This is a genomic window from Anaerosporobacter faecicola (assembly GCF_012070565.1).
GTDB classification, from domain to species: Bacteria; Bacillota; Clostridia; order Lachnospirales; family Lachnospiraceae; genus Anaerosporobacter; species Anaerosporobacter faecicola.
Genome location: NZ_JAAQRO010000010.1, coordinates 108,263 through 129,253, shown reverse-complemented (window position 1 = coordinate 129,253; position 20,991 = coordinate 108,263). Strand labels below are relative to the sequence as shown.

Sequence of the window (20,991 nt, the reverse complement as noted above, 5' to 3'; positions counted from 1 at the left end):
GTAAGTATGTCAAAAATTAAAATATACGAATTAGCAAAAGAATTAGATAAACCCAGTAAGGATATTATTACATTCTTAAAAGAAAAGGGAATTGAAGTAAAGAGTCATATGAACAGCATTGAAGATGATGCAGTAAAGATGGTTCGAGATAAATTCCAAGCAAAATCTACAGCATCTGTGGAAAAAGCAACACCTGCAAAGAGTACAGAAACGACGACGAAACCTGCTACTTCACAAAATCGTGAGAATCATAATAAAACAAATACACAGAATAATAGCCAGAACCAGAACAATAACCGTAATGATAATCGTATGGGAAATCGTTCTAATACACAAAATAATAATGGTGGAAACAACCGTTACAACAATTCTAATAATAACAGATACAATAACAGCAATAATAACGGAAATAGCAACAATAATAACAACAATAATAGCAATAATAACGGCAACAATTATAATGGCAATCGTAATAACAATAATACGAATAATAATAGCCAAAGAAATAATGCAGGAAATGGAAATCGTCCAAACGATAACCGCGGGAACATGAACAATAACCGTAGTAACGATAATCGTAACAATGATAACCGCGGAAATCGTCCAAATGATAATCGTTTTAGCAATAATAATAGCAACAATAACAATAACAACAATAATAGAAATAATCGTTTCGATAACCGTAACAACAATCGAGGAAACGACAGAAATAATAATAAAAACAACAATGCAAGCAAAAATAATAGTAACAATGGTGCACCAAAGAAAGGACAGTTTATTATGCCAAAACCAGCCCCTGTACAAGAAGTTGAAGATGATGGCATTAAGACAATTATTTTACCGGAAGTATTAACGATCAAGGAACTTTCTGATAAATTAAAAATGCCAGCTGCCGCTTTAGTGAAGAAATTATTCTTACAAGGCAAAGTCGTAACGATCAATCAAGAGATTACATTTGAAGAAGCAGAAGAAATTGCATTAGAATTTGATGTAATTGCAGAAATGGAAGAAAAAGTTGATGTGATCGAAGAATTATTAAAAGAGGAAGAAGAGGACGAATCTTTATTACAAAAACGTCCACCAGTTGTTTGTGTAATGGGTCATGTTGACCATGGTAAAACTTCTTTACTTGATACCATTCGTAAAACAAATGTAACAACAAGTGAAGCAGGTGGTATCACACAACATATCGGTGCTTATGTGGTAAATGTTAATGGTGAAAAGATTACATTCTTAGATACACCAGGACATGAAGCATTTACTTCAATGAGAATGCGTGGAGCACAATCAACAGATATTGCGATCTTAGTTGTAGCTGCAGATGATGGTGTTATGCCACAAACGGTTGAAGCAATCAACCATGCGAAAGCTGCTGGTATTCAGATTATCGTTGCGATTAATAAAATTGATAAGCCAAGTGCTAACATTGAACGTGTAAAACAAGAGTTAACAGAATATGAATTGATCGCAGAAGATTGGGGTGGTGATACCGTATTTGTACCAGTATCTGCACATACTGGTGAAGGTATCGACCAATTACTTGAGATGATCTTGTTAACTGCTGAAATGTGCGAATTAAAAGCAAATCCAAACCGTAAAGGTAGAGGTATTGTAATTGAAGCAGAACTTGATAAAGGAAGAGGTCCTGTTGCAACTGTATTAGTACAAAAGGGTATTCTTCACGTTGGTGATTCCATCGCAATTGGTTCTGCATATGGTAAAGTAAGAGCAATGATTGATGATAAGGGAAGACGTGTGAAAGAAGCAGGCCCTTCTACTCCAGTAGAAATCCTTGGATTGAATGAAGTACCAGGTGCTGGTGAAATCTTTATGGCAACAGAGAATGATAAAGAAGCACGTTCCATTGCAGATGCATTTATCAAACAAAGCAGAGAAAAATTATTAGATGATACAAAATCAAAACTATCGCTTGATGGTCTGTTCTCACAGATTCAGGCTGGTAATATCAAGGAATTAAATATTATCGTAAAAGCCGATGTACAAGGTTCTGTTGAAGCTGTTAAACAAAGCTTACTAAAATTAAGCAATGAAGAAGTTGCAATTCGTATTATTCATGGTGGTGTTGGTGCAATCAACGAATCCGATGTAATTCTTGCAAGTGCATCCAATGCAATCATCATTGGTTTCAATGTAAGACCGGATAATACGGCAAAAGATACAGCAGATCGTGAAAAAGTTGATTTACGTCTATACCGTGTAATCTATAATGCAATCGAAGATATTGAAGCAGCAATGAAAGGTATGTTAGACCCAACTTTCGAAGAACAAATTCTTGGTCATGTTGAAGTACGTCAGGTATTCAAAGCTTCTGGTTTAGGAACAATTGCAGGATCTTATGTATTAGATGGTAAAGTTGTTCGTGGCTCAAGCGCAAGAATTATTCGTGACGGAATCGTAATCTTTGATGGTGCTTTAGCTTCCCTTAAGAGATTTAAAGATGATGTTAAAGAAGTTGCTGCTGGTTATGAATGTGGTCTAGTATTTGAAAAATTCAATGATGTAAAAGAAATGGATCAAGTTGAAATCTATACAATGGTAGAAGTACCAAGAAAATAGATTTGTTTGTTCCTTATCATGGTACCACCGTCAAATGGTTTACAATCCTTTGACCTCACATTTTGTTATTCGTAAGTACGGAGTTCAAGCGTACAGAAATGGAGTTAATATGAGAAAGAACAGCATAAAAAATACGAGAATCAATGGTGAAGTTCAAAAAGAACTAAGTGTTTTGATTAGTAGAGAGATTAAAGATCCAAGGATCAGTCCAATGACATCAGTGGTAGCTGTGGAAGTTGCTCCTGATTTAAAACATGCTAAAGTATATATCAGTGTATTAGGTGATGAAGAGAAAAAACAATCCACATTTGAAGGATTAAGAAGTGCAGCGCCTTATTTAAGAACACAATTAGCTAAGACTGTAAATCTACGTAATACACCAGAATTAACATTTGTTATGGATCAGTCTATTGAATATGGTGTCAATATGTCGAAATTAATCGATGATGTGAACAAAAATCTCACAGATGACGTTGAAGATGTGGAAACGGATTCTGAAGAAGACAACGAATAGAAACATAATGAATTGACAGGGCAATCTTCATTAGTTGTGAACGCATCTGATGGAGATTGTCTTTTTGTGTGAGTGGATTTTTTGTGCTATTTATGGTATGATACTAGGGTCAAAAGAACATGAGTTTTGTACTTACATGAAACATGTCTTAGGAAATTGTTGTATAAGAAAGTAGCCCGAAATAGTGGGGTTTCAGGGTTGATTTGCATATATGGAAAAGGTAGAAAGGAAGGTGTAACAATGAAATTATTAGAAGCAATCAAAGACGTTAAGACCATAGCCATATCGGGACATGTTCGTCCAGATGGAGATTGTGTTGGATCTTGTATGGCAACGTATCACTATATAAAAGAAAATTTGCCGGAAGTTCAGGTTGATGTATTTCTAGAATCCGTAGCAAGTTCTTTTGGTATGCTGGCTAACCTTGATCAAATTCACATGGATTATCGAACTGACATAAAATCGTATGATTTATTTCTTTCCTTAGATTGCGGCAGTGCAGATCGTCTTGGAAATGCACAACCAATATTTGAACAAGCGAAAGAAACCATTTGTATTGATCATCATATTAGTAACACGAAGTTTGCAAAAGAAAATTATATTTTCCCGGATGCAAGTTCAACTTGTGAAGTCCTTTACGGATTATTTGATGAAGAAAAGATCTCATTACAAACTGCACAAGCGTTGTATCTTGGAATTGTACATGATACGGGTGTATTCAAACATTCCAATACCTCTGAGAAAACCATGATGATAGCAGGGAAATTATTAAGTAAAGGAGTTTCCTCTGCACAGATCATTGACGAAAGCTTTTATCAAAAGACATACTTGCAAAATCAGATTTTAGGACGTTGTTTATTGGAAAGCTTTCTTGTATTGGACGGAAAATGTATCATTTCAACATTAAATAAGAAAACAATGGATTTTTATGAAGTAACATCGGAAGACCTCGATGGTGTTATCGATCAGCTTCGAGTTACAAAAGGAGTAGAAGTAGCGGTATTCATCTATGAAACATTACCACAAGAATATAAAGTTAGTATGCGTGCAAATGGCAATGTCGATGTAAGTAAAATTGCCGTTTATTTCGGTGGTGGTGGACATGTGAAAGCGGCAGGCTGCTCCCTGAAAGGTGTTATGCACGACGTGATCAATAATATCGTCAGACATATCGATATACAGCTTAAGAACCTAGAAACTGAGGAAGCACTCCTTGAAAACAAGTAGTAGGAGAACAACATTGATTAATGGAATAATTAATATATACAAAGAAAAAGGTTTCACTTCACATGATGTAGTAGCAAAGTTGCGAGGGATTACCAAACAGAAGAAAATAGGTCATACAGGTACATTGGATCCAGATGCAACGGGAGTATTGCCTGTTTGCTTAGGAAATGCAACAAAGTTATGTGATTTACTTACGGATAAGGACAAGGAGTACAAAACTGTTTTACAGTTAGGGACAACAACGGATACACAAGACATTACAGGTCAGATTTTAGAACAGAAACAGGTAAAAGTAACGAAGGAACAAATCTGTGAGGTTATACAAAGTTTTGTAGGTGACATCATGCAGATTCCACCTATGTATTCTGCACTTAAAGTAAATGGCAAGAAATTATATGAACTAGCGAGAGAAGGAAAAGTGGTGGAGAGAAAGCCAAGACCGATCACGATCCACGATATTACAATCCAAGATATTATATTAGAGCAGGATTGCCAGGAAGTGCATATGACTGTATCCTGTTCCAAAGGAACATATATCCGTACTCTTTGCCATGACATCGGTGAAAAATTAGGGTGCGGCGGCTGCATGAAGAGTTTAATCAGAACGAAAGTAAGTCAATTTACTGTAGAGAATGCAATCACATTAGAACAAGCGCAGAAATTACAAGAAGCAGGTTCTTTAGAAGAACATATGGTAACAGTTGCAGATATGTTCCCGCATTATCCTAAAATCATTGTGAATGAGTTAGGAGAACGATTTCTAGCGAATGGGAATCCTCTTCGGTTAGAACATATACAAAATATAGAAGAAGCGAAGCAGTCGGCGTTAGGAGAAGATAAGCAAGTTCGAATATATAACAAGGAAAATCAGTTCCATGCGATTTATGAATGGGGTGATCCTACCTTATTGAAACCTGTGAAGATGTTTTTGAATTAATGAGTCAATCCTTGCGGGTGTGATAGGTTACACAAATCGGAAGGAGCAAGTATTATAAGATGAGATATATTACAGATAAAATGCAATTAAATTTGGATTCGGATACCATTGTTACATTAGGTAAATTCGACGGTATTCATATTGGCCACCAATTGCTGATCGATGAAGTGAAAAAAGGTAGCGAACATCATTGGAAATCGGTCGTGTTCACCTTTACTTCTGTGCAAAAACTTCGAAAAGATAAAGTGGAAGGGAATCTTCTTAGTGAAGAGGAAAAGAAAGCGTATCTTGACCAATTAGGAATTGATGTACTGATTTCCTATCCATTTGATGAGGAAATGCGTTGTATGGAAGCAGATACCTTTGTTTCAGAAATCTTATGCAAACAATTACGTGCAAAAAAGATTGTAGTGGGAAGTGATTTTGAGTTTGGGTACAAGAGAAAAGGCAACGCAACAATGCTACAAGAGTGGTCCGAAAAGTATGGTTTTGAAGTTGTTGTATTAGAAAAAGTAAAAATCGATGATCAGATTGTAAGCAGCACTGCAATCCGAAAGAATTTGTTATCTGGACAGATTGAACAAGTAAATCGTATGCTTGGACGAACGTATCAGATTGGCGGAACTGTTGTCTATGGAAATCAGATTGGTGGAAAACTTCTTTCCATGCCAACAGCCAATATCTATCCGGCAGAAGATAAATTACTCCCTCCTAATGGGGTGTATGCAACAATCGTCCATACAAGCTATGGTATGTATCAAGCAATAACCAATATTGGCTACAAGCCAACAATCGGTGGAGAGACAAAACCAGGTGTTGAGTCTTATCTATTTGATTTTAATGGAGATCTGTATGGTCAAGAAATTCAAGTGGATTTTTATACCTATGAACGTGGAGAACAAAAATTCGATGGGTTAGAAGCGTTGAAAGCACAGATGTTTTGCGATCGTGAATTTGGAAAACAGTATTTCGCGAAACAAGAACAAAAATCTATGTTATTTAAACAATAATAATGAACTTGACAAATTCCTACTCGTTGTCAGTACTCTTTGTACAACTTGTATCGGTGTTTGTTGTTAATATAGAAGAAAAGAAAACAATGGAATAGGTCGATACTCGACTATTTCAAAAAATACTTAGGTTAAAGTAGAAAAAACAGAGGTGCTATATAATGAACATAATTATAGTAGGTTGTGGGAAAATTGGAGCTTTATTAACGGAACAATTATGCATGGAAGGGCATAATGTTTCAATTATTGATTTGGACCGTGATATTGTAAAATCTGTATCCAATCGTTATGATGTACTTGGGGTTGTAGGTAATGGAGCAGTAAGTACTACTTTGATTGATGCTGGAATAGAGAAAGCAAATCTGCTGATTGCTATGACTGGCAAGGATGAGCTTAATCTAATGTGTTGTTTAATCGCAAAGAAGATTAGTAATTGTCAAACGATATCCCGTATGCAGAATCCACAGTATAGCAAACAAATCAATATTATTAAAGAAGAATTAGGATTATCCATGACGATCAACCCAGAATATGTTGCAGCAAAAGAAGTTGCAAAATTATTGCGTTTCCCATCTGCTGTAAAGGTAGAAACTTTCGCAAAAGGGCGAGTTGAAATCCTCAAATATAAGATTCCTACGGATTCAAAATTACAGAATCTAAAATTATATGAAATCTCATCGAAATTAAATTGTAATGTTCTTGTATGTGCAGTAGAACGTGGGCAAGAGGTGATCATTCCTAATGGACAATTTCAATTAATGGAAGGTGATTTGATTTCCATTGTTGCTACCCCTCAAAAAGCAAATGAATTCTTTCATAAACTAGGTGTTGTGAAGGGGAAAGTAAAGAATATCATGATTGTTGGTGGTGGTGGAATCAGCTATTATTTGGTAAAGCAACTAGAGAATATGGGAATTGGCGTTACCATTATTGAAAAGAATGAGGAACGTTGTAGATTTCTAAGTGAAGAATTATCCAAAGCAGTAGTTATTCATGGAGATGGTATCAATCAAGATATCCTTGATGAAGAAGGAATTAAGAATATAGATGCATTTGCTGCGATGACCAACTTAGATGAGGTAAATATCTTAATGACCTTATATGCAAAAACGCAAGCGAATGCAAAAGTAATAACCAAAGTTCATACAATCACCTATAGTGATGTAATCGAAAGTATGAAATTAGACAGCATCATCTGCCCTAAGAACATTGTTGCAGAGTGCGTAATTCAATATGTACGTGCTATGCAGAATTCCATTGGTAGTAATGTAGAGACATTATATAAGATTATTGAAAATAAAGCGGAAGCATTGGAATTCATCGTTCGACGTAATTCAGAGATCATTGGTGTTCCTTTGGAAAAATTAAAATTGAGAGATGGTGTTATCATATCTTGTATTCATCGTAATAATACAATTATTATACCAAAAGGAAAAGATACGATTCAACTAGGTGATAGTGTAATCATTGTTACGAAAAAATCAGGTATGGATGATATTACAGATATTTTAGAAAAGTAGAATAGAGGAACAGAAAGATGAATTATAAAGCAATTAGCAAAATCATTGGTTTGGTTTTGAAATTTGAAGCTGCATTTATGCTTCTGCCTGCGATCGTGGCAGTGATCTATCAGGAACGAGCAGGAATTTATTTTGCGATCACGATGTTTCTTTGCCTTTTGGTCGGTGCCGCATTGGGGCTTGTTTCAAAAAAGGATACCGAGTTTTATGCAAAAGAAGGATTTGCATCCGTTGCATTAAGCTGGATCGCATTGAGTATATTTGGTGCATTGCCATTTTACCTAAGTGGAGAGATACCATCCTATACGGATGCATTGTTTGAAACGATTTCAGGTTTTACAACAACAGGTGCTAGTATATTAAGCAATGTGGAAGCGCTTTCTCATTGTATGTTGTTTTGGCGAAGCTTTACCCACTGGTTAGGTGGTATGGGTGTTCTTGTATTTATCTTAGCGGTTTTGCCACTGACAGGTGGCTATAATATGCACTTGATGCGTGCAGAAAGCCCAGGACCACAGGTAGGAAAATTAGTCCCAAGGGTACATAAAACAGCAACGATTCTCTATGGAATCTATGTTTTCATAACGGTTGTTGAAATTATCCTTTTACTAATAGGAAAGATGCCATTGTTTGATGCGGTAACCATTTCCTTTGGTACAGCTGGTACAGGTGGATTTGGTATTAAAAATGATAGTATGGCAGGGTATTCCGATTATATTCAGAATGTTGTATCAATCTTCATGATCTTATTTGGAGTGAACTTTAACGCGTATTTCTTCTTGCTACTTCGTAAGGTGAAGAATTTCTTCCGTTCGGAGGAGGTCTTGACCTATTTTGGTATAATTATTGTATCTACCATTGCAATCGCGATTAATGTAAATTCTTTATTCCCTAGTTTTATGAAGTCCTTGCAACATTCCCTATTCCAAGTTGCCTCAATCATAACAACTACAGGGTTTTCAACGGTTGACTTTGATGTATGGCCGGAAGCTTCAAAATCCATTCTGCTATTATTGATGTTTATAGGTGCCTGTGCAGGAAGTACAGGGGGTGGAATTAAGGTTTCACGTATAATTATCAGTATTAAACTGATTAAGAAGGAGATTACAACCTTTATTCACCCAAGATGTGTAAAAAGTGTGAAGATGGACGGAAAAGTGATTGATGATGAAACGTTAAAAGCGGTATCGGTCTATTTTATGACTTTTGTTTTGGTTTTTTTAAGTTCCGTATTGTTATTAACATTTGATGATTGTGATTTTATAACGAATTTTACAGCTGTTTCAGCCACGATCAATAATATCGGACCAGGTTTAAATATGGTTGGTCCTACACAAAATTTTGGCTTTTTCTCGGGCTTCTGTAAATATGTCTTAATGTTTGATATGTTGGTGGGACGATTGGAATTATTCCCAATGTTGGTGTTGTTCTCTCCGAATACATGGAAGAAAAAACAAAGTGCATAGCATATATTTTATAGAGAGCAAAGGTTTGCAATCAGGATACATTACTGAAAAGATTGGTTTAGAATCGTTGTCATTGAATAGAAAAGGAGCAGTTGCAATAAGGCAACTGCTCCTTTTTGATATTAAGAATTGCTATATAGTGCATACTTTTTAGGGGATACACCAACTGCTTTTGTAAACGCTTTCAAAAAGTTACTGTAATCGTTAAATCCGCTTTGGGAATAGACATCACTGACGCTCATTCCAGAAGAGAGTAGAGACTTCGCTATACTAATCCTTCGTGCAGTAATGTATTTGTTAATGGTAGTTCCTGTTGCTGATTTGAAGATTCGGCAAATGTAGGAATCACTTAGATAAAAATGCTTTGCCAAATATTCGATGGTAATCGGTTCACAGATGTTTTGGTTGATATATTGAATAATCTGTTCGACTTGTTGATTATATTTGTAATCGCTTACATTTGAATCCAAATTAAGATTTTCCATATAGATACTGTTGATCATTACGAGCAATTCCATAAAACAAGCTTTTTCTATTATGTCACTTCCAAAACTGTCAACGGAGGTGATCTTATTTATGTAATAGTGAAAGCGTTTTTGCTGTTCTGCACTTAAATGTAGACGGTGTGCACAGCCGGTTGTCCTCTTGGTAAAGCAGGTAGAAAGATCCGTTTTGTCCGATGAGAGCATCTTAACAAACTCGGGATGAATGGATACAACGATCCGTTCATGTACCATTTGATCGATCTTTGTAAGGTAGTGACTCTCAAATTGGTTAATAACGAAGAGATCACCTGAATCGATATCATAGAATTTGTTATCAATTAAGAATTGCTTACCACCTGTAATAGAAAAATACATTTCGTAACAATCATGAATATGGATATTCATGGTTTTTTCTTCGTTGCATAGATAGGCTACAGCGAAATACTTATTATTAATACAGTGTTCAATTGCTTGTTTGCATGATGTATATTTTTCCATATAATAACCTTCGTTTCATATCATTTTTATCTGTTTGTATTATCTTAAACCAAAAGTTCAAAATTTGCAAGTTTTATGTATTGAAATAACAAGATTTAGGGGTATCCTTGTGTTATACTGTATACATCGAAGTAAGAAATATACTTTTACATGAAACTAATAAAAAAGCAAAGAGAGAAAGAGAGGTTTTATAATGGAACTTAGAACAGCTTCATCTCCAAGAGATGTCAAACATTATACTACAGAAAGATTGAGAGAAGAATTCTTAATTCAAAACTTATTCGTACCAGGTGAGATCAAAACAGTATATAGTCATATCGACCGTATCATCACTGGTGCTGCAGTTCCTGTTACTCCACTTGTATTAACTGCAGGAGAAGAAATCCGTGCAGACTACTTCTTACAAAGAAGAGAAATGGGTATCATCAATATTGGTGGTAAAGGTACTGTTACTGTAGATGGTAAAGTTTATGTATTAGAATACAAACAAGGTATGTACATCGGAATGGGTGCGAAAGAAATCACTTTCACTAGCGATGATGCAAAAAATCCTGCTAAATTCTACTTCAACAGTGCACCAGCACACAAATCATATCCTACTGTTTTAATTAAACCAGAAGGAGAAGCAGAAGAAGGCGTAGTGATCGTTAAAAATGAAAACAAAGTAGAACTTGGTTCATTAGAAGAATCAAACCACAGAACAATCTGCAAATACATTCTTCCAGGACAAGTGGAAAGCTGTCAATTAGTAATGGGTATGACAAGTCTTCAACCAGGTAGCGTATGGAATACAATGCCATGTCATACACATGATCGTAGAATGGAAGTATATCTTTATTTTGAAATGCCAGAAGATGCTTGCGTATTCCACTATATGGGTGAACCAACAGAAACAAGACACATCGTTATGAGAAACGAAGAAGCTGTTATTTCACCAAGCTGGTCAATTCATTCAGGATGTGGTACAAGAGCATATACATTTATCTGGGGTATGGTTGGTGAAAACCAAGCATTCGATGATATGGATGGCGTAGGTATGACAGAAATTATGTAATCGCAACAAGCGTTTGCCAATATTAGGTGTGTGTTAAACGAAAGTGTTTTATAGAATAGGAGAATAGAAAATATGGAAAACATTATGAATAATTTTTCACTTAACGGAAAAATCGCCCTTGTAACTGGTGCTTCTTATGGTATCGGATTTGCTATTGCAAGTAGTTATGCAAAAGCAGGAGCTACAATCGTATTCAATGATATCAAACAAGAATTAGTTGATAAAGGAATCGCTGCCTATGCTGAAATGGGAATTAAAGCGCATGGTTATGTATGTGATGTTACGAACGAAGATCAAGTAAATGCAATGGTAGCACAAATCGAAAAAGAAGTTGGCGTAATTGACATCTTAGTTAACAACGCTGGAATCATCAAGAGAATTCCAATGTGTGATATGACAGCTGCTGAATTCAGACAAGTAATTGATGTTGATTTAAATGCTCCATTTATCGTAGCAAAAGCAGTCATTCCTTCAATGATTAAAAAAGGAAAAGGAAAGATCATTAACATTTGCTCAATGATGAGCGAACTTGGACGTGAAACAGTATCTGCTTATGCTGCTGCAAAAGGTGGTCTTAAGATGTTAACAAAGAACATCGCTTCTGAATACGGTGAATTCAATATCCAATGTAATGGTATTGGACCAGGATATATCGCAACTCCACAAACTGCTCCACTTAGAGAGATTCAAGAAGATGGATCAAGACATCCTTTCGATCAATTCATCATCGCTAAGACTCCAGCAGCTCGTTGGGGAACTCCAGAAGATTTAGCTGGCCCAGCTGTATTCTTAGCATCCGATGCATCTGATTTTGTAAATGGACATATCCTTTATGTTGACGGTGGTATCTTAGCATATATCGGAAAACAACCAAAATAAGGAGGTCCAATATGGCGGAACTATCATTAAAAATATTGCATGCAGATGGAAGTACAGCATGTGTAAATAGTCATGAAAATGAAGTGGCTTTGTTTTACGACAAAGCCTACGAAGAAGGAGATTCAATCGTACTTACTTCATCGGAGAAAGATATTTACCTCGTTATACAAGTAGATGATGCACTTGGAAGTGCCTTTGTCTATCTAAAAGCAAATGTTTTTCGTTATGTAGTGCCATTTGGAGAAAAGAAAGTTTGTTATTCTCCTAAGACTTTTAGTGGGGAGCGTCATTTGATCACAGCTCGTATAGCAACACAAGAAGAAGTCGCTTCTTATAAAAATCTAGCTCTTAATGTTGCGGATCAACATGAGGAATCAAGTTGCTATCCTCACGCGTCCGCCAATGTTGAAACTCGTGGAGAGTCCGTATTTGCAGCGAAGAATGCAATTGACGGGGTAAGAGCCAACACTTCTCATGGAGAATGGCCTTATGCTTCCTGGGGAATCAATATGCAGGATGACGCAACGATCAAGATCGACTTTGGAAGAGAAGTAGTGACGGATAAGATTGTGCTCTATACGAGAGCAGATTTCCCTCATGACAACTGGTGGACGCAAGTTACTGTTGTGTTCTCTGATGGAACAGAATTTGATTGGAAATTACAAAAGAGTTATGATCCACATACAATTGTTTTCCCTAAGAAGAAGATTACGTGGGTTGGACTTAAGAATTTGATCAAAGCGGATGACCCATCTCCATTCCCTGCATTAACGCAGATGGAAGTTTATGGAGTAGAGGCTTAGAGAATTGATAGACGAAATCAGCTTTGAAAACAATGTTTTCAAAGCTGAAACTGAATAAATTGTAAAACTTGGTAATTAATACAAAAATAGCTCGAAAAAGTGAGCAATTTTTATAAAATATGTTCACTTTTTCGAATATTTTAGAATTAATTATGGAAATGTAAGCGTTTACATGTTATAATCACTTCTGTTAGGTTTTCGAATGGTTGCATTATCAATCGAAAGCTTGTTCATATGAAAGGTGGAAAAAATCTTGAATAAAGTATTAGAAGATATTCAAAAGATAGGTATCGTACCTGTTGTAAAAATTGACCGTGTGGAAGATGCACTTCCATTAGCGAAAGCATTATGTGAAGGTGGACTTCCTTGTGCTGAGATTACATTCCGTACGGAAGCTGCAGAAGAAGCAATCCGTGTTATGGCTACTGCGTATCCAGACATGTTGATTGGAGCAGGAACTGTTTTAACTACTGAACAAGTAGACAAAGCAATGGAAGCTGGTGCGAAGTTTATCGTTAGCCCAGGATTAAACCCTAAAGTAGTAAAATACTGTGTTGAAAAAGGATACCCAATCACACCTGGTACTGCAAACCCAAGTGATGTGGAAGCGGCAATTGAATTAGGACTTGAAGTTGTTAAATTCTTCCCTGCAGAAGCAGCTGGTGGACTTAATATGATCAAATCTATGTCAGCTCCATATGTGAATATGAAATTCATGCCAACTGGTGGAATCAATGCAAAGAACTTAAAGAGTTACTTAGATTTCAATAAAATCATCGCATGTGGTGGTAGCTGGATGGTTAGCGGAGACATGATTAATGCTGGTGAATTTGATAAGATCAAACAACTTACAAAAGAAGCCGTAGAGATGATGTTAGGATTCGAAATCGCTCATGTTGGAATCAACGCAACAAATGAGAAAGAAGCAGATGATGTGGCAAGCAAATTTGATTCAATTTTCGGATTTACTAAGAAAGTTGGAAACAGCTCTGTATTCGCTGGTTCTGCAATCGAAGTTATGAAAACACCATATCTTGGAGCAAACGGACATATTGCGATCAAGACAAATTATATAGATCGTGCAATCGCTTACTTAGAACGTAACGGCGCAAAAGTGAATATGGAAACTGCAAAATATAACGACAAGAACAAGATGGTTGCTGTTTATTTAGCAGATGAAGTTGGCGGATTTGCAATACATTTATTACAAAAATAAAGAGAAACTTATGTTCAATAACGTTCATAAGAAAGAATGAAAGAATCAAGAAAAGGAATAATTGTAACACAACATCATGATGAGTTTTTTATGAAGTATGTGTTATTCTAGGAGGAATAAAATGTCTAAGAAAGTTGTTACATTTGGAGAATTAATGTTAAGATTAGCACCAGAAGGATATTATCGTTTTGTTCAAGCAGAATCATTCGGTGCAACATATGGTGGTGGAGAAGCAAACGTAGCTGTATCTTTAGCAAACTACGGTTTAGATGCAAAATTCGTTACAAAACTTCCTAAACATGAAATCGGACAAGCAGCTGTTAATTCATTAAGAAAATATGGTGTTGATACATCTTACATCACTCGTGGTGGAGATCGTGTTGGTATCTACTATCTTGAAAAAGGTGCTTCTCAAAGACCATCAAAAGTTATCTATGACCGTGCAAATTCCGCAATCTGCTTAGCAACTAAAGAAGATTTCAATTGGGATGAAATCTTCGAAGGAGCAGAATGGTTCCACTTTACAGGAATTACTCCAGCATTAGGTGATAATGTTGCAGAAATTTGTTTAGAAGCTTGTAAAGCAGCTAAAGAAAGAAATATCACAATTTCATGTGACTTAAATTACAGAAACAAATTATGGTCAAAAGAAAAAGCTGGCGAAGTAATGGGCAAACTTTGTGAATATGTTGATGTATGTATCGCAAACGAAGAAGATGCAGCTGATGTATTCGGAATCAAAGCAGCAGATACTGATGTTACAACAGGAACAGTTAACCACGAAGGTTACAAAGATGTTGCAAAACAATTAGTTGATCGTTTTAACTTCTCTAAAGTTGCAATCACATTAAGAGGATCAATCTCAGCGAATGATAACAAATGGGCAGCTATGCTTTACAACGGAGAAGATTTCTTCTTCAGTAAAAACTACTTAATGCACATCGTTGACCGTGTTGGTGGTGGAGATTCTTTCGGCGGCGGATTAATCTATGCTTGTGTTAATAACTTCGAACCTCAACAAACAATCGAATTTGCAGTAGCTGCAAGTTGTTTAAAACACTCAATCGAAGGTGACTTCAACCAAGTAAGTGTTGATGAAGTTATGAAATTAGCTGGTGGAGATGGATCAGGTAGAGTACAAAGATAATTTTAGAATACGGATACTACCATGAAACACCAATATGTATTGTGTTATATGTTTTACACAATACAATAGTATGAATGATTATTAAATGGAAATTTGCCATTCCATTGATAATAAACTTCCTAAATATTTATATGAAAAGCTCCTACTCTAGTCAAGTAGGAGTTTTTTCAGGTTGTACATATAGGAAATGATAGGGAGGTTATCCGTTCGATCTATCTCAATAGCATTGACAGACGAATGAAATTATTTCATTTTGATCGTATCATAAAGCAACTGAACCCCTTGTACAATCTCTTCATCGGTTAAATTGGCGTAACCAAGAAGTACAGTAGGTTCATAGGCGTCTATTGGATAGAATGTGATAAAGAAATCTTTTAGTCCATACAATTTGATGGAAGCATTCTTTGCTTTTTGAATTAATTCTTCTTCTGTGAAAGGATAGTGAAAGGTAACAACTAGATGTAATCCTGCATGTTCCCCCTTGATGGAAATCTTATTACGAAAAATCTTCAAAGCCTGAATGAGAACATCATGTTTGCCTTTGTATCGTTTTCGCATTTTATTCAAGTGTCTTTCAAAATACCCATCATTGATAAAGGAAGTAAGAATAGACTGGTCAATTCGAGATACCGTGGAAGTATAGTAGTTATATCGGCTCTGATAGAGCTTGAGCAAAGTTGGTGGAAGTACAAGATAACCAACACGTATGGCAGGAGCAATTGCCCTTGAAAATGTACCCATATAGATTACCTTTCCATTCTGGTCTAACCCTTGGAGAGCAGGAATTGGCTTTCCTTTATAACGAAATTCACTATCATGGTCATCTTCGATGATATAACGGTCCTCTGCTTCATTTGCCCACTGCAAGAGTGCTTGTCGGCGCTTGATCGGCATGATGATACCAAGAGGGTATTGATGAGAAGGAGTAACGTAAGCTATATTGGCTTCTGATCGAATTAAGGAGTCAATCTCCATACCGGCCTGATCTAGAGGAATACAACACGTGTTAACACCCAGTCCACGGAAAATACGATAAGCCTGGGTATAGGTTGGGTTTTCCATTGCAATTTTACACTGGGATAGAGATTGCATTAATTGTGTTAAGAGCTGTAAAAGATAATCTGCACCAGCACCGATGATGATCTGTTCTTTTTCACATTGCACACCTCTTGATTCGTGAAGATAGCGTTGGATTGCTTCTCGAAAAGCTAAGTCTCCTTGCTTTGGTCCTAGTAGGAATAAATCATTATTAGAATTGTTCAAACATTCTTTTGAGAGTTTTCGCCAAGTATTGAGTGGAAAATTATTAATATCAATCGAAAAGGGGGAAAAATCATATTGATAGTGTGATTTTACAACAGCAGAATGATTAGTGGATATCGATTTTTTAGTTGAAACATTTACCATTTCATTAATTTGACAAACATAATATCCTGATTTATTCTTGGATTCAATATAGCCTTCTGATACCAATTGTGCATAAGCCATATCGACCGTATTACGGCTAACTTGTAAATAAGTTGCTAAATTGCGCGTGGAAGGAAGTTTCTCCTGATATGCCAAAGATCCAATCCGTATCTCTTCTTTAATATACGTATAGATCTGTTCGTACAGTGGACTTTTGTTTTGGGAAGAAAAATGTATTGTAAACATAATTAGCACTCCTATGTAAGACAAGTTTATAGGTATCGAACACAAACCTACATGTTATAGCAGAGTATACCATAGAAAGATGAATGAAATCAATAGACGCAATGTATTGCAATGTATTATTATATACTTCAACGCACTAACATTTGAATTACTTTAAGATAAATAGATTATATCATATCGAAATTGTAGGATAATACATTGACATTTTTATTATTTAAGCATATAATAACCGAAATTAAGACTTTAATGAAGACGGAGGACTGACAGATGGGAATATATGATTTTGATAAAACCATTGATCGTAAGAATACGAATTCTTTGAAATATGACTTTGCTCTAGAGAGAGGCAAAGAAAAAGATGTCATGCCTCTTTGGGTAGCTGATATGGATTTCGCTACAGTACCAAAGATTACAGAAGCAATGCAACAAAGAATACAACATGGAATTTTTGGATATACATACCCGAAAGAGGAGTATCAACAAACCATAATTGATTGGCAAAAACGAAGACATAACTACAACTGTAGACCAGAATGGCTTGTTTACACACCGGGGGTTGTTTTTGCAATTAGCATGGCAATTCGTGCAGTAACCGATGTTGGAGATGCTATTTTAGTTCAAACACCAGTATATTATCCATTTTCTAAGACAATTCGTGAGAACGGTCGTAAAGTGATTTCGAATTCTTTGCGTTATGAGATTGTTGACCGAAAGGGTGTCTATACGATTGATTTTGAAGAATTTGAAAAATTGATTGTTGCACATTCTATAAAAGCATTTATTTTATGCAATCCACATAATCCTGTTGGACGTGTATGGAATAAAGAAGAATTGGAAAGATTGGGAGCCATCTGTTTGAAACATAACGTTACGATCATTGCAGATGAGATTCATGAGGATTTTATCTATCCTACCCATAAGCATATTCCAATCGCTTCATTAAGCAAACAGATTGAAGATATTACGATAACTTGTACATCACCTAGCAAAACCTTTAATCTTGCTGGCTTACAGTTGTCAAATATTATTATTTCGAATAAAAGTATACGATCTGCTTTTCGACAGGAAATTGATAAAACAGGTTACGATGAACCGAATATATTGGGTGTTGTAGCATGTCAGGCTGCTTATACGTTTGGAGAAGAATGGTTAGAAGAACTGAAACAATACCTATTGGAAAACATTCGGTTCGTACAGAATTTTATTGAAACGCAATTACCAAAGGTTGTTATGACCATTCCAGAAGGGACATATCTTGTATGGTTGGATTTCAATGGATATGGAATATCGGCTGAAGAATTAGAAGAGCGCATTCAAAAAAAAGGAAAGTTATGGTTAGATGAGGGAATCATATTCGGTGATGAAGGAAAAGGGTTTGAGAGAATCAATATCGCAGCACCAAAGAAAACGATTGAAGAAGCAATGAATCGTATTTATGATGCATTTAAAGATTTGGAATTATAGTGTTTTACAAAATTATAAACCAATAATTACATGTGTAAGATTTTTTGAATTCCATATAATAATAGCGTAACAAACAACAACACGAGCTATTCAGAAGAGAAATCATCTGAATAAGGAATGGAGGAGTTTATTATGGCAAGCAGAAATCATTCAGTAATACCAGAAGCAAGAGAAGCAATGGACAAATTTAAGTATGAGGTTGCAAATGAATTAGGTGTACCATTAAAACATGGGTATAACGGAGATTTAACATCATACCAGAATGGTTCTGTAGGCGGTTACATGGTCAAAAAAATGATCGCAGAGCAAGAAAAATTAATGGCAGGCAAATAGTTGCCTAGCAATTAACGAATTGCAAAAGCAAAGAATGCAATAAAGATGCATAGCAAGTAGCAAAAGAGTAAATGAAGGGATATAATAGTATGAATTATCATACTATTATATCCCTTTTGTCTGTATAATAGTAGGTGAATAAAATTATTTTGCAATATTATGCAACAATATACGGTTTATTGTTTCAAAAATTTGATAAATATGTTATACTTATAAGAGGGACTAGTCCGGGGAACTAGGTCGAAAAATGCTCGTGGGAGGTTCAATATGAGAAGTCAAAAAGATAGTATTTTGTTAATTGATGATAATGAAGAGAATAAATCGGAATTACATGAGATTTTATCTGATACATATACCGTCATTGATGTGAATAATATTACAGAAGCACTGACAAAATTAGAAAACCATTCACATAAAATTTCAATGATCTTATTGGATTTAATGATTTCTAATATGGAAGGTTTTACTTTCCTATCAGAACTTCAAAAAAGAGAAGCTATTATGAATATTCCGGTAATTGTAATTACATCGGAATATAGTGAATTGAAAGAGGAAGAAGCACTTCAGTTGGGTGCATATGATATTATATCCAAACCATTTCAACCAGCAATAATTCGAAGAAGAATAGAGAATACGATTCAATCGTTAAAAACAGCAGCAGTGATTAATCTGATTGAACGAGATGCATTGACTGGTTTATATAGTATGAATTTTTTTACAGAGAAAGTAACGGAAGTCCTACAAACATGTGCAAATGAGAAGTATTTAGTGATTTTTGCAAACATCTCTCGTTTTAAATTAGTGAATGAATTATTTGGACGAACAGAGGGAGATGAGTTACTTCGTTTTATTGGCAAGACAATGATTGAGATGATTGGAGAACATGAACTATGTGGTCATGCAGGTGCTGATAATTTCTTTTTGTTTATGAAACAAGAATGTTACAGTGAAGCCATATTACGAGCAATTGTAGATCGATTGAATAATTATCCAATACCAATCAATATCGTAATGCGTTTTGGCGTGTATACTTTAGACGATATTACGATGCCTATTGATAAGATTTTTGACCGTGCCAAATTGGCTGTGGATACATTTGATGGGAACTATGATTCCTACATCTGCTACTATGATGATTCTATTCGACAAAAATTATTACGGGAACAGATGATTACTAATGCGATGAAAGCAGCAATTACAGAAAAGCAGTTTATTGTATTCTATCAACCCAAATTTGATCTTATTACGGAAAGTGTAATTGGCGCAGAAGCTCTTGTTCGGTGGATTCATCCTGAGTATGGCTTCTTATCTCCAGGTGAATTTATACCAATCTTTGAGAAGAATGGTTTTATCAGTGAATTGGATTATTATGTATGGGAATGTGTTTGCCAAAAAATTGCTACTTGGATAGAAACCGGGCACGAAGTGATTCCGATATCCGTTAATGTTTCTCGTGTGGATCTCTATAATCCTAAACTTCCAAAACTTCTATATGAGTTAGTTCAACGTTATAAGATTCCAATTCAGTATTTACATTTGGAGATCACAGAATCAGCCTACACCGATAATGCAAAACAAATGATTGAAATTGTGAATGAGATTAGAAGATATGGTTTTGTGATTGAGATGGACGACTTTGGTACAGGCTATTCTTCATTGAATATGCTGAGTGATCTTCCAATTGAAATTCTTAAATTAGATATGAGTTTTCTTCGTAATAATGTTGGAAGAAGTAGCGGACGTTCTGTAATTAAGTTTATCATTAATCTGGCAAAATGGTTAGGGTTATTCGTTGTAGCAGAAGGTGTCGAGACACAAGACCAGGCATTATTCTTAAAAAATATGGGATGCGATTATGCACAAGGATACTACTATTCAAAGCCTGTTGCAGAAGTGGATTTTGAAAAATTACTTTTAGAGACAAGAATAAATGTACCAAATTAATGTGATAGAAAAAGGCGGAAAAAAACAAAAATAGTCACAAATATTTATTTAAAAGTTTGTACAACCTATTGAATTATGATACAATTTGATATAGACTATATCATATGATACGAGCGTCAAGTACTAATTTGGCGCTCATGATACTACGTATTGTTACACATTCAGTGCTTTCGTAATATCATTCATAGTATGATGTAAGGGGCAATCGTTCAGTTCACGTTGTGTTTGTGCAATAGTGAATCACTTACATCATAGTAATATATT

Annotated in this window: 17 protein-coding genes; 15 read left to right on the top strand and 2 right to left on the bottom strand. The window is 35.5% G+C overall.

Annotated features, from left to right (window positions below; translation table 11 throughout):
• The first annotated feature begins 6 nt into the window (after window positions 1-6).
• The 7 genes from infB (at window position 7) to HBB17_RS06905 (ending at window position 9,251) form a co-directional block, all read left to right on the top strand.
• Window positions 7-2,577 (top strand): translation initiation factor IF-2, encoded by a 2,571-nt coding sequence (infB, locus tag HBB17_RS06935; RefSeq protein WP_167956753.1) that lies wholly within the window; start codon window positions 7-9, stop codon window positions 2,575-2,577.
• Between the two features lie 109 nt (window positions 2,578-2,686).
• Window positions 2,687-3,091: a 30S ribosome-binding factor RbfA gene (gene rbfA / locus HBB17_RS06930; protein ID WP_167956752.1), complete on the top strand. Its 405-nt coding sequence runs from the start codon at window positions 2,687-2,689 to the stop codon at window positions 3,089-3,091.
• Between the two features lie 240 nt (window positions 3,092-3,331).
• A complete protein-coding gene (locus tag HBB17_RS06925; RefSeq protein ID WP_167956751.1) occupies window positions 3,332-4,318 on the top strand; it encodes a DHH family phosphoesterase in 987 nt (328 codons plus the stop codon).
• A 13-nt stretch (window positions 4,319-4,331) separates the two neighbouring features.
• A complete protein-coding gene (truB, locus tag HBB17_RS06920; RefSeq protein ID WP_167956750.1) occupies window positions 4,332-5,255 on the top strand; it encodes a tRNA pseudouridine(55) synthase TruB in 924 nt (307 codons plus the stop codon).
• A 59-nt stretch (window positions 5,256-5,314) separates the two neighbouring features.
• A complete protein-coding gene (locus HBB17_RS06915; protein ID WP_167956749.1) occupies window positions 5,315-6,265 on the top strand; it encodes a bifunctional riboflavin kinase/FAD synthetase in 951 nt (316 codons plus the stop codon).
• Between the two features lie 161 nt (window positions 6,266-6,426).
• Window positions 6,427-7,785: a Trk system potassium transporter TrkA gene (gene trkA / locus HBB17_RS06910; RefSeq protein ID WP_167956748.1), complete on the top strand. Its 1,359-nt coding sequence runs from the start codon at window positions 6,427-6,429 to the stop codon at window positions 7,783-7,785.
• Window positions 7,786-7,802: 17 nt separating this feature from the next.
• Window positions 7,803-9,251 (top strand): TrkH family potassium uptake protein, encoded by a 1,449-nt coding sequence (locus HBB17_RS06905; RefSeq protein WP_167956747.1) that lies wholly within the window; start codon window positions 7,803-7,805, stop codon window positions 9,249-9,251.
• A gap of 122 nt (window positions 9,252-9,373) precedes the next feature.
• Here the strand turns inward: HBB17_RS06905 and HBB17_RS06900 are convergent, their stop codons facing one another.
• Window positions 9,374-10,234, bottom strand: a complete 861-nt coding sequence (locus HBB17_RS06900; protein WP_167956746.1) for an AraC family transcriptional regulator — start codon at window positions 10,232-10,234, stop codon at window positions 9,374-9,376.
• 193 nt (window positions 10,235-10,427) lie between these two features.
• On the opposite strand from HBB17_RS06900, the gene kduI reads away from it, so the two are divergent.
• The 5 genes from kduI to HBB17_RS06875 all read left to right on the top strand — a co-directional run bounded on the left by kduI (window position 10,428) and on the right by HBB17_RS06875 (window position 15,333).
• Entirely contained in the window at window positions 10,428-11,288 is an 861-nt protein-coding gene (gene kduI, locus HBB17_RS06895) for a 5-dehydro-4-deoxy-D-glucuronate isomerase (RefSeq protein ID WP_167956745.1), read from the top strand.
• Between the two features lie 72 nt (window positions 11,289-11,360).
• Entirely contained in the window at window positions 11,361-12,167 is an 807-nt protein-coding gene (locus HBB17_RS06890) for a gluconate 5-dehydrogenase (RefSeq protein WP_207717331.1), read from the top strand.
• Between the two features lie 11 nt (window positions 12,168-12,178).
• Window positions 12,179-12,970 (top strand): DUF7402 domain-containing protein, encoded by a 792-nt coding sequence (locus tag HBB17_RS06885; protein ID WP_167956744.1) that lies wholly within the window; start codon window positions 12,179-12,181, stop codon window positions 12,968-12,970.
• A gap of 253 nt (window positions 12,971-13,223) precedes the next feature.
• Window positions 13,224-14,186 carry a bifunctional 4-hydroxy-2-oxoglutarate aldolase/2-dehydro-3-deoxy-phosphogluconate aldolase gene (locus HBB17_RS06880; RefSeq protein ID WP_167956743.1) on the top strand — a complete coding sequence of 321 codons (963 nt, stop codon included), beginning with the start codon at window positions 13,224-13,226 and terminating at the stop codon, window positions 14,184-14,186.
• Between the two features lie 121 nt (window positions 14,187-14,307).
• Entirely contained in the window at window positions 14,308-15,333 is a 1,026-nt protein-coding gene (locus tag HBB17_RS06875) for a sugar kinase (RefSeq protein WP_167956742.1), read from the top strand.
• Between the two features lie 243 nt (window positions 15,334-15,576).
• Here the strand turns inward: HBB17_RS06875 and pdxR are convergent, their stop codons facing one another.
• Window positions 15,577-16,989, bottom strand: coding sequence for a MocR-like pyridoxine biosynthesis transcription factor PdxR (gene pdxR / locus HBB17_RS06870; protein ID WP_167956806.1), 1,413 nt, complete (start codon window positions 16,987-16,989; stop codon window positions 15,577-15,579).
• Between the two features lie 264 nt (window positions 16,990-17,253).
• Here pdxR and HBB17_RS06865 point away from each other — a divergent pair, with 264 nt between their 5' ends.
• From HBB17_RS06865 to HBB17_RS06855, 3 genes are all read left to right on the top strand, one after another.
• Window positions 17,254-18,450, top strand: a complete 1,197-nt coding sequence (locus tag HBB17_RS06865) for a MalY/PatB family protein (protein ID WP_167956741.1) — start codon at window positions 17,254-17,256, stop codon at window positions 18,448-18,450.
• A gap of 132 nt (window positions 18,451-18,582) precedes the next feature.
• Window positions 18,583-18,783 (top strand): alpha/beta-type small acid-soluble spore protein, encoded by a 201-nt coding sequence (locus HBB17_RS06860; RefSeq protein ID WP_167956740.1) that lies wholly within the window; start codon window positions 18,583-18,585, stop codon window positions 18,781-18,783.
• Between the two features lie 267 nt (window positions 18,784-19,050).
• Entirely contained in the window at window positions 19,051-20,727 is a 1,677-nt protein-coding gene (locus HBB17_RS06855; protein WP_167956739.1) for a two-component system response regulator, read from the top strand.
• Window positions 20,728-20,991 lie beyond the last annotated feature (264 nt).

Bases quoted from the DNA above. Each gene is read 5' to 3' on its own strand.
- infB (WP_167956753.1), top strand. From the start codon at position 7: ATGTCAAAAATTAAAATATACGAATTAGCAAAAGAATTAGATAAACCC.
- rbfA (WP_167956752.1), top strand. From the start codon at position 2,687: ATGAGAAAGAACAGCATAAAAAATACGAGAATCAATGGTGAAGTTCAA.
- HBB17_RS06925 (WP_167956751.1), top strand. From the start codon at position 3,332: ATGAAATTATTAGAAGCAATCAAAGACGTTAAGACCATAGCCATATCG.
- HBB17_RS06915 (WP_167956749.1), top strand. From the start codon at position 5,315: ATGAGATATATTACAGATAAAATGCAATTAAATTTGGATTCGGATACC.
- trkA (WP_167956748.1), top strand. From the start codon at position 6,427: ATGAACATAATTATAGTAGGTTGTGGGAAAATTGGAGCTTTATTAACG.
- HBB17_RS06905 (WP_167956747.1), top strand. From the start codon at position 7,803: ATGAATTATAAAGCAATTAGCAAAATCATTGGTTTGGTTTTGAAATTT.
- HBB17_RS06900 (WP_167956746.1), bottom strand. From the start codon at position 10,234: ATGGAAAAATATACATCATGCAAACAAGCAATTGAACACTGTATTAAT.
- kduI (WP_167956745.1), top strand. From the start codon at position 10,428: ATGGAACTTAGAACAGCTTCATCTCCAAGAGATGTCAAACATTATACT.
- HBB17_RS06890 (WP_207717331.1), top strand. From the start codon at position 11,361: ATGGAAAACATTATGAATAATTTTTCACTTAACGGAAAAATCGCCCTT.
- HBB17_RS06885 (WP_167956744.1), top strand. From the start codon at position 12,179: ATGGCGGAACTATCATTAAAAATATTGCATGCAGATGGAAGTACAGCA.
- HBB17_RS06875 (WP_167956742.1), top strand. From the start codon at position 14,308: ATGTCTAAGAAAGTTGTTACATTTGGAGAATTAATGTTAAGATTAGCA.
- HBB17_RS06865 (WP_167956741.1), top strand. From the start codon at position 17,254: ATGGGAATATATGATTTTGATAAAACCATTGATCGTAAGAATACGAAT.
- HBB17_RS06860 (WP_167956740.1), top strand. From the start codon at position 18,583: ATGGCAAGCAGAAATCATTCAGTAATACCAGAAGCAAGAGAAGCAATG.
- HBB17_RS06855 (WP_167956739.1), top strand. From the start codon at position 19,051: ATGAGAAGTCAAAAAGATAGTATTTTGTTAATTGATGATAATGAAGAG.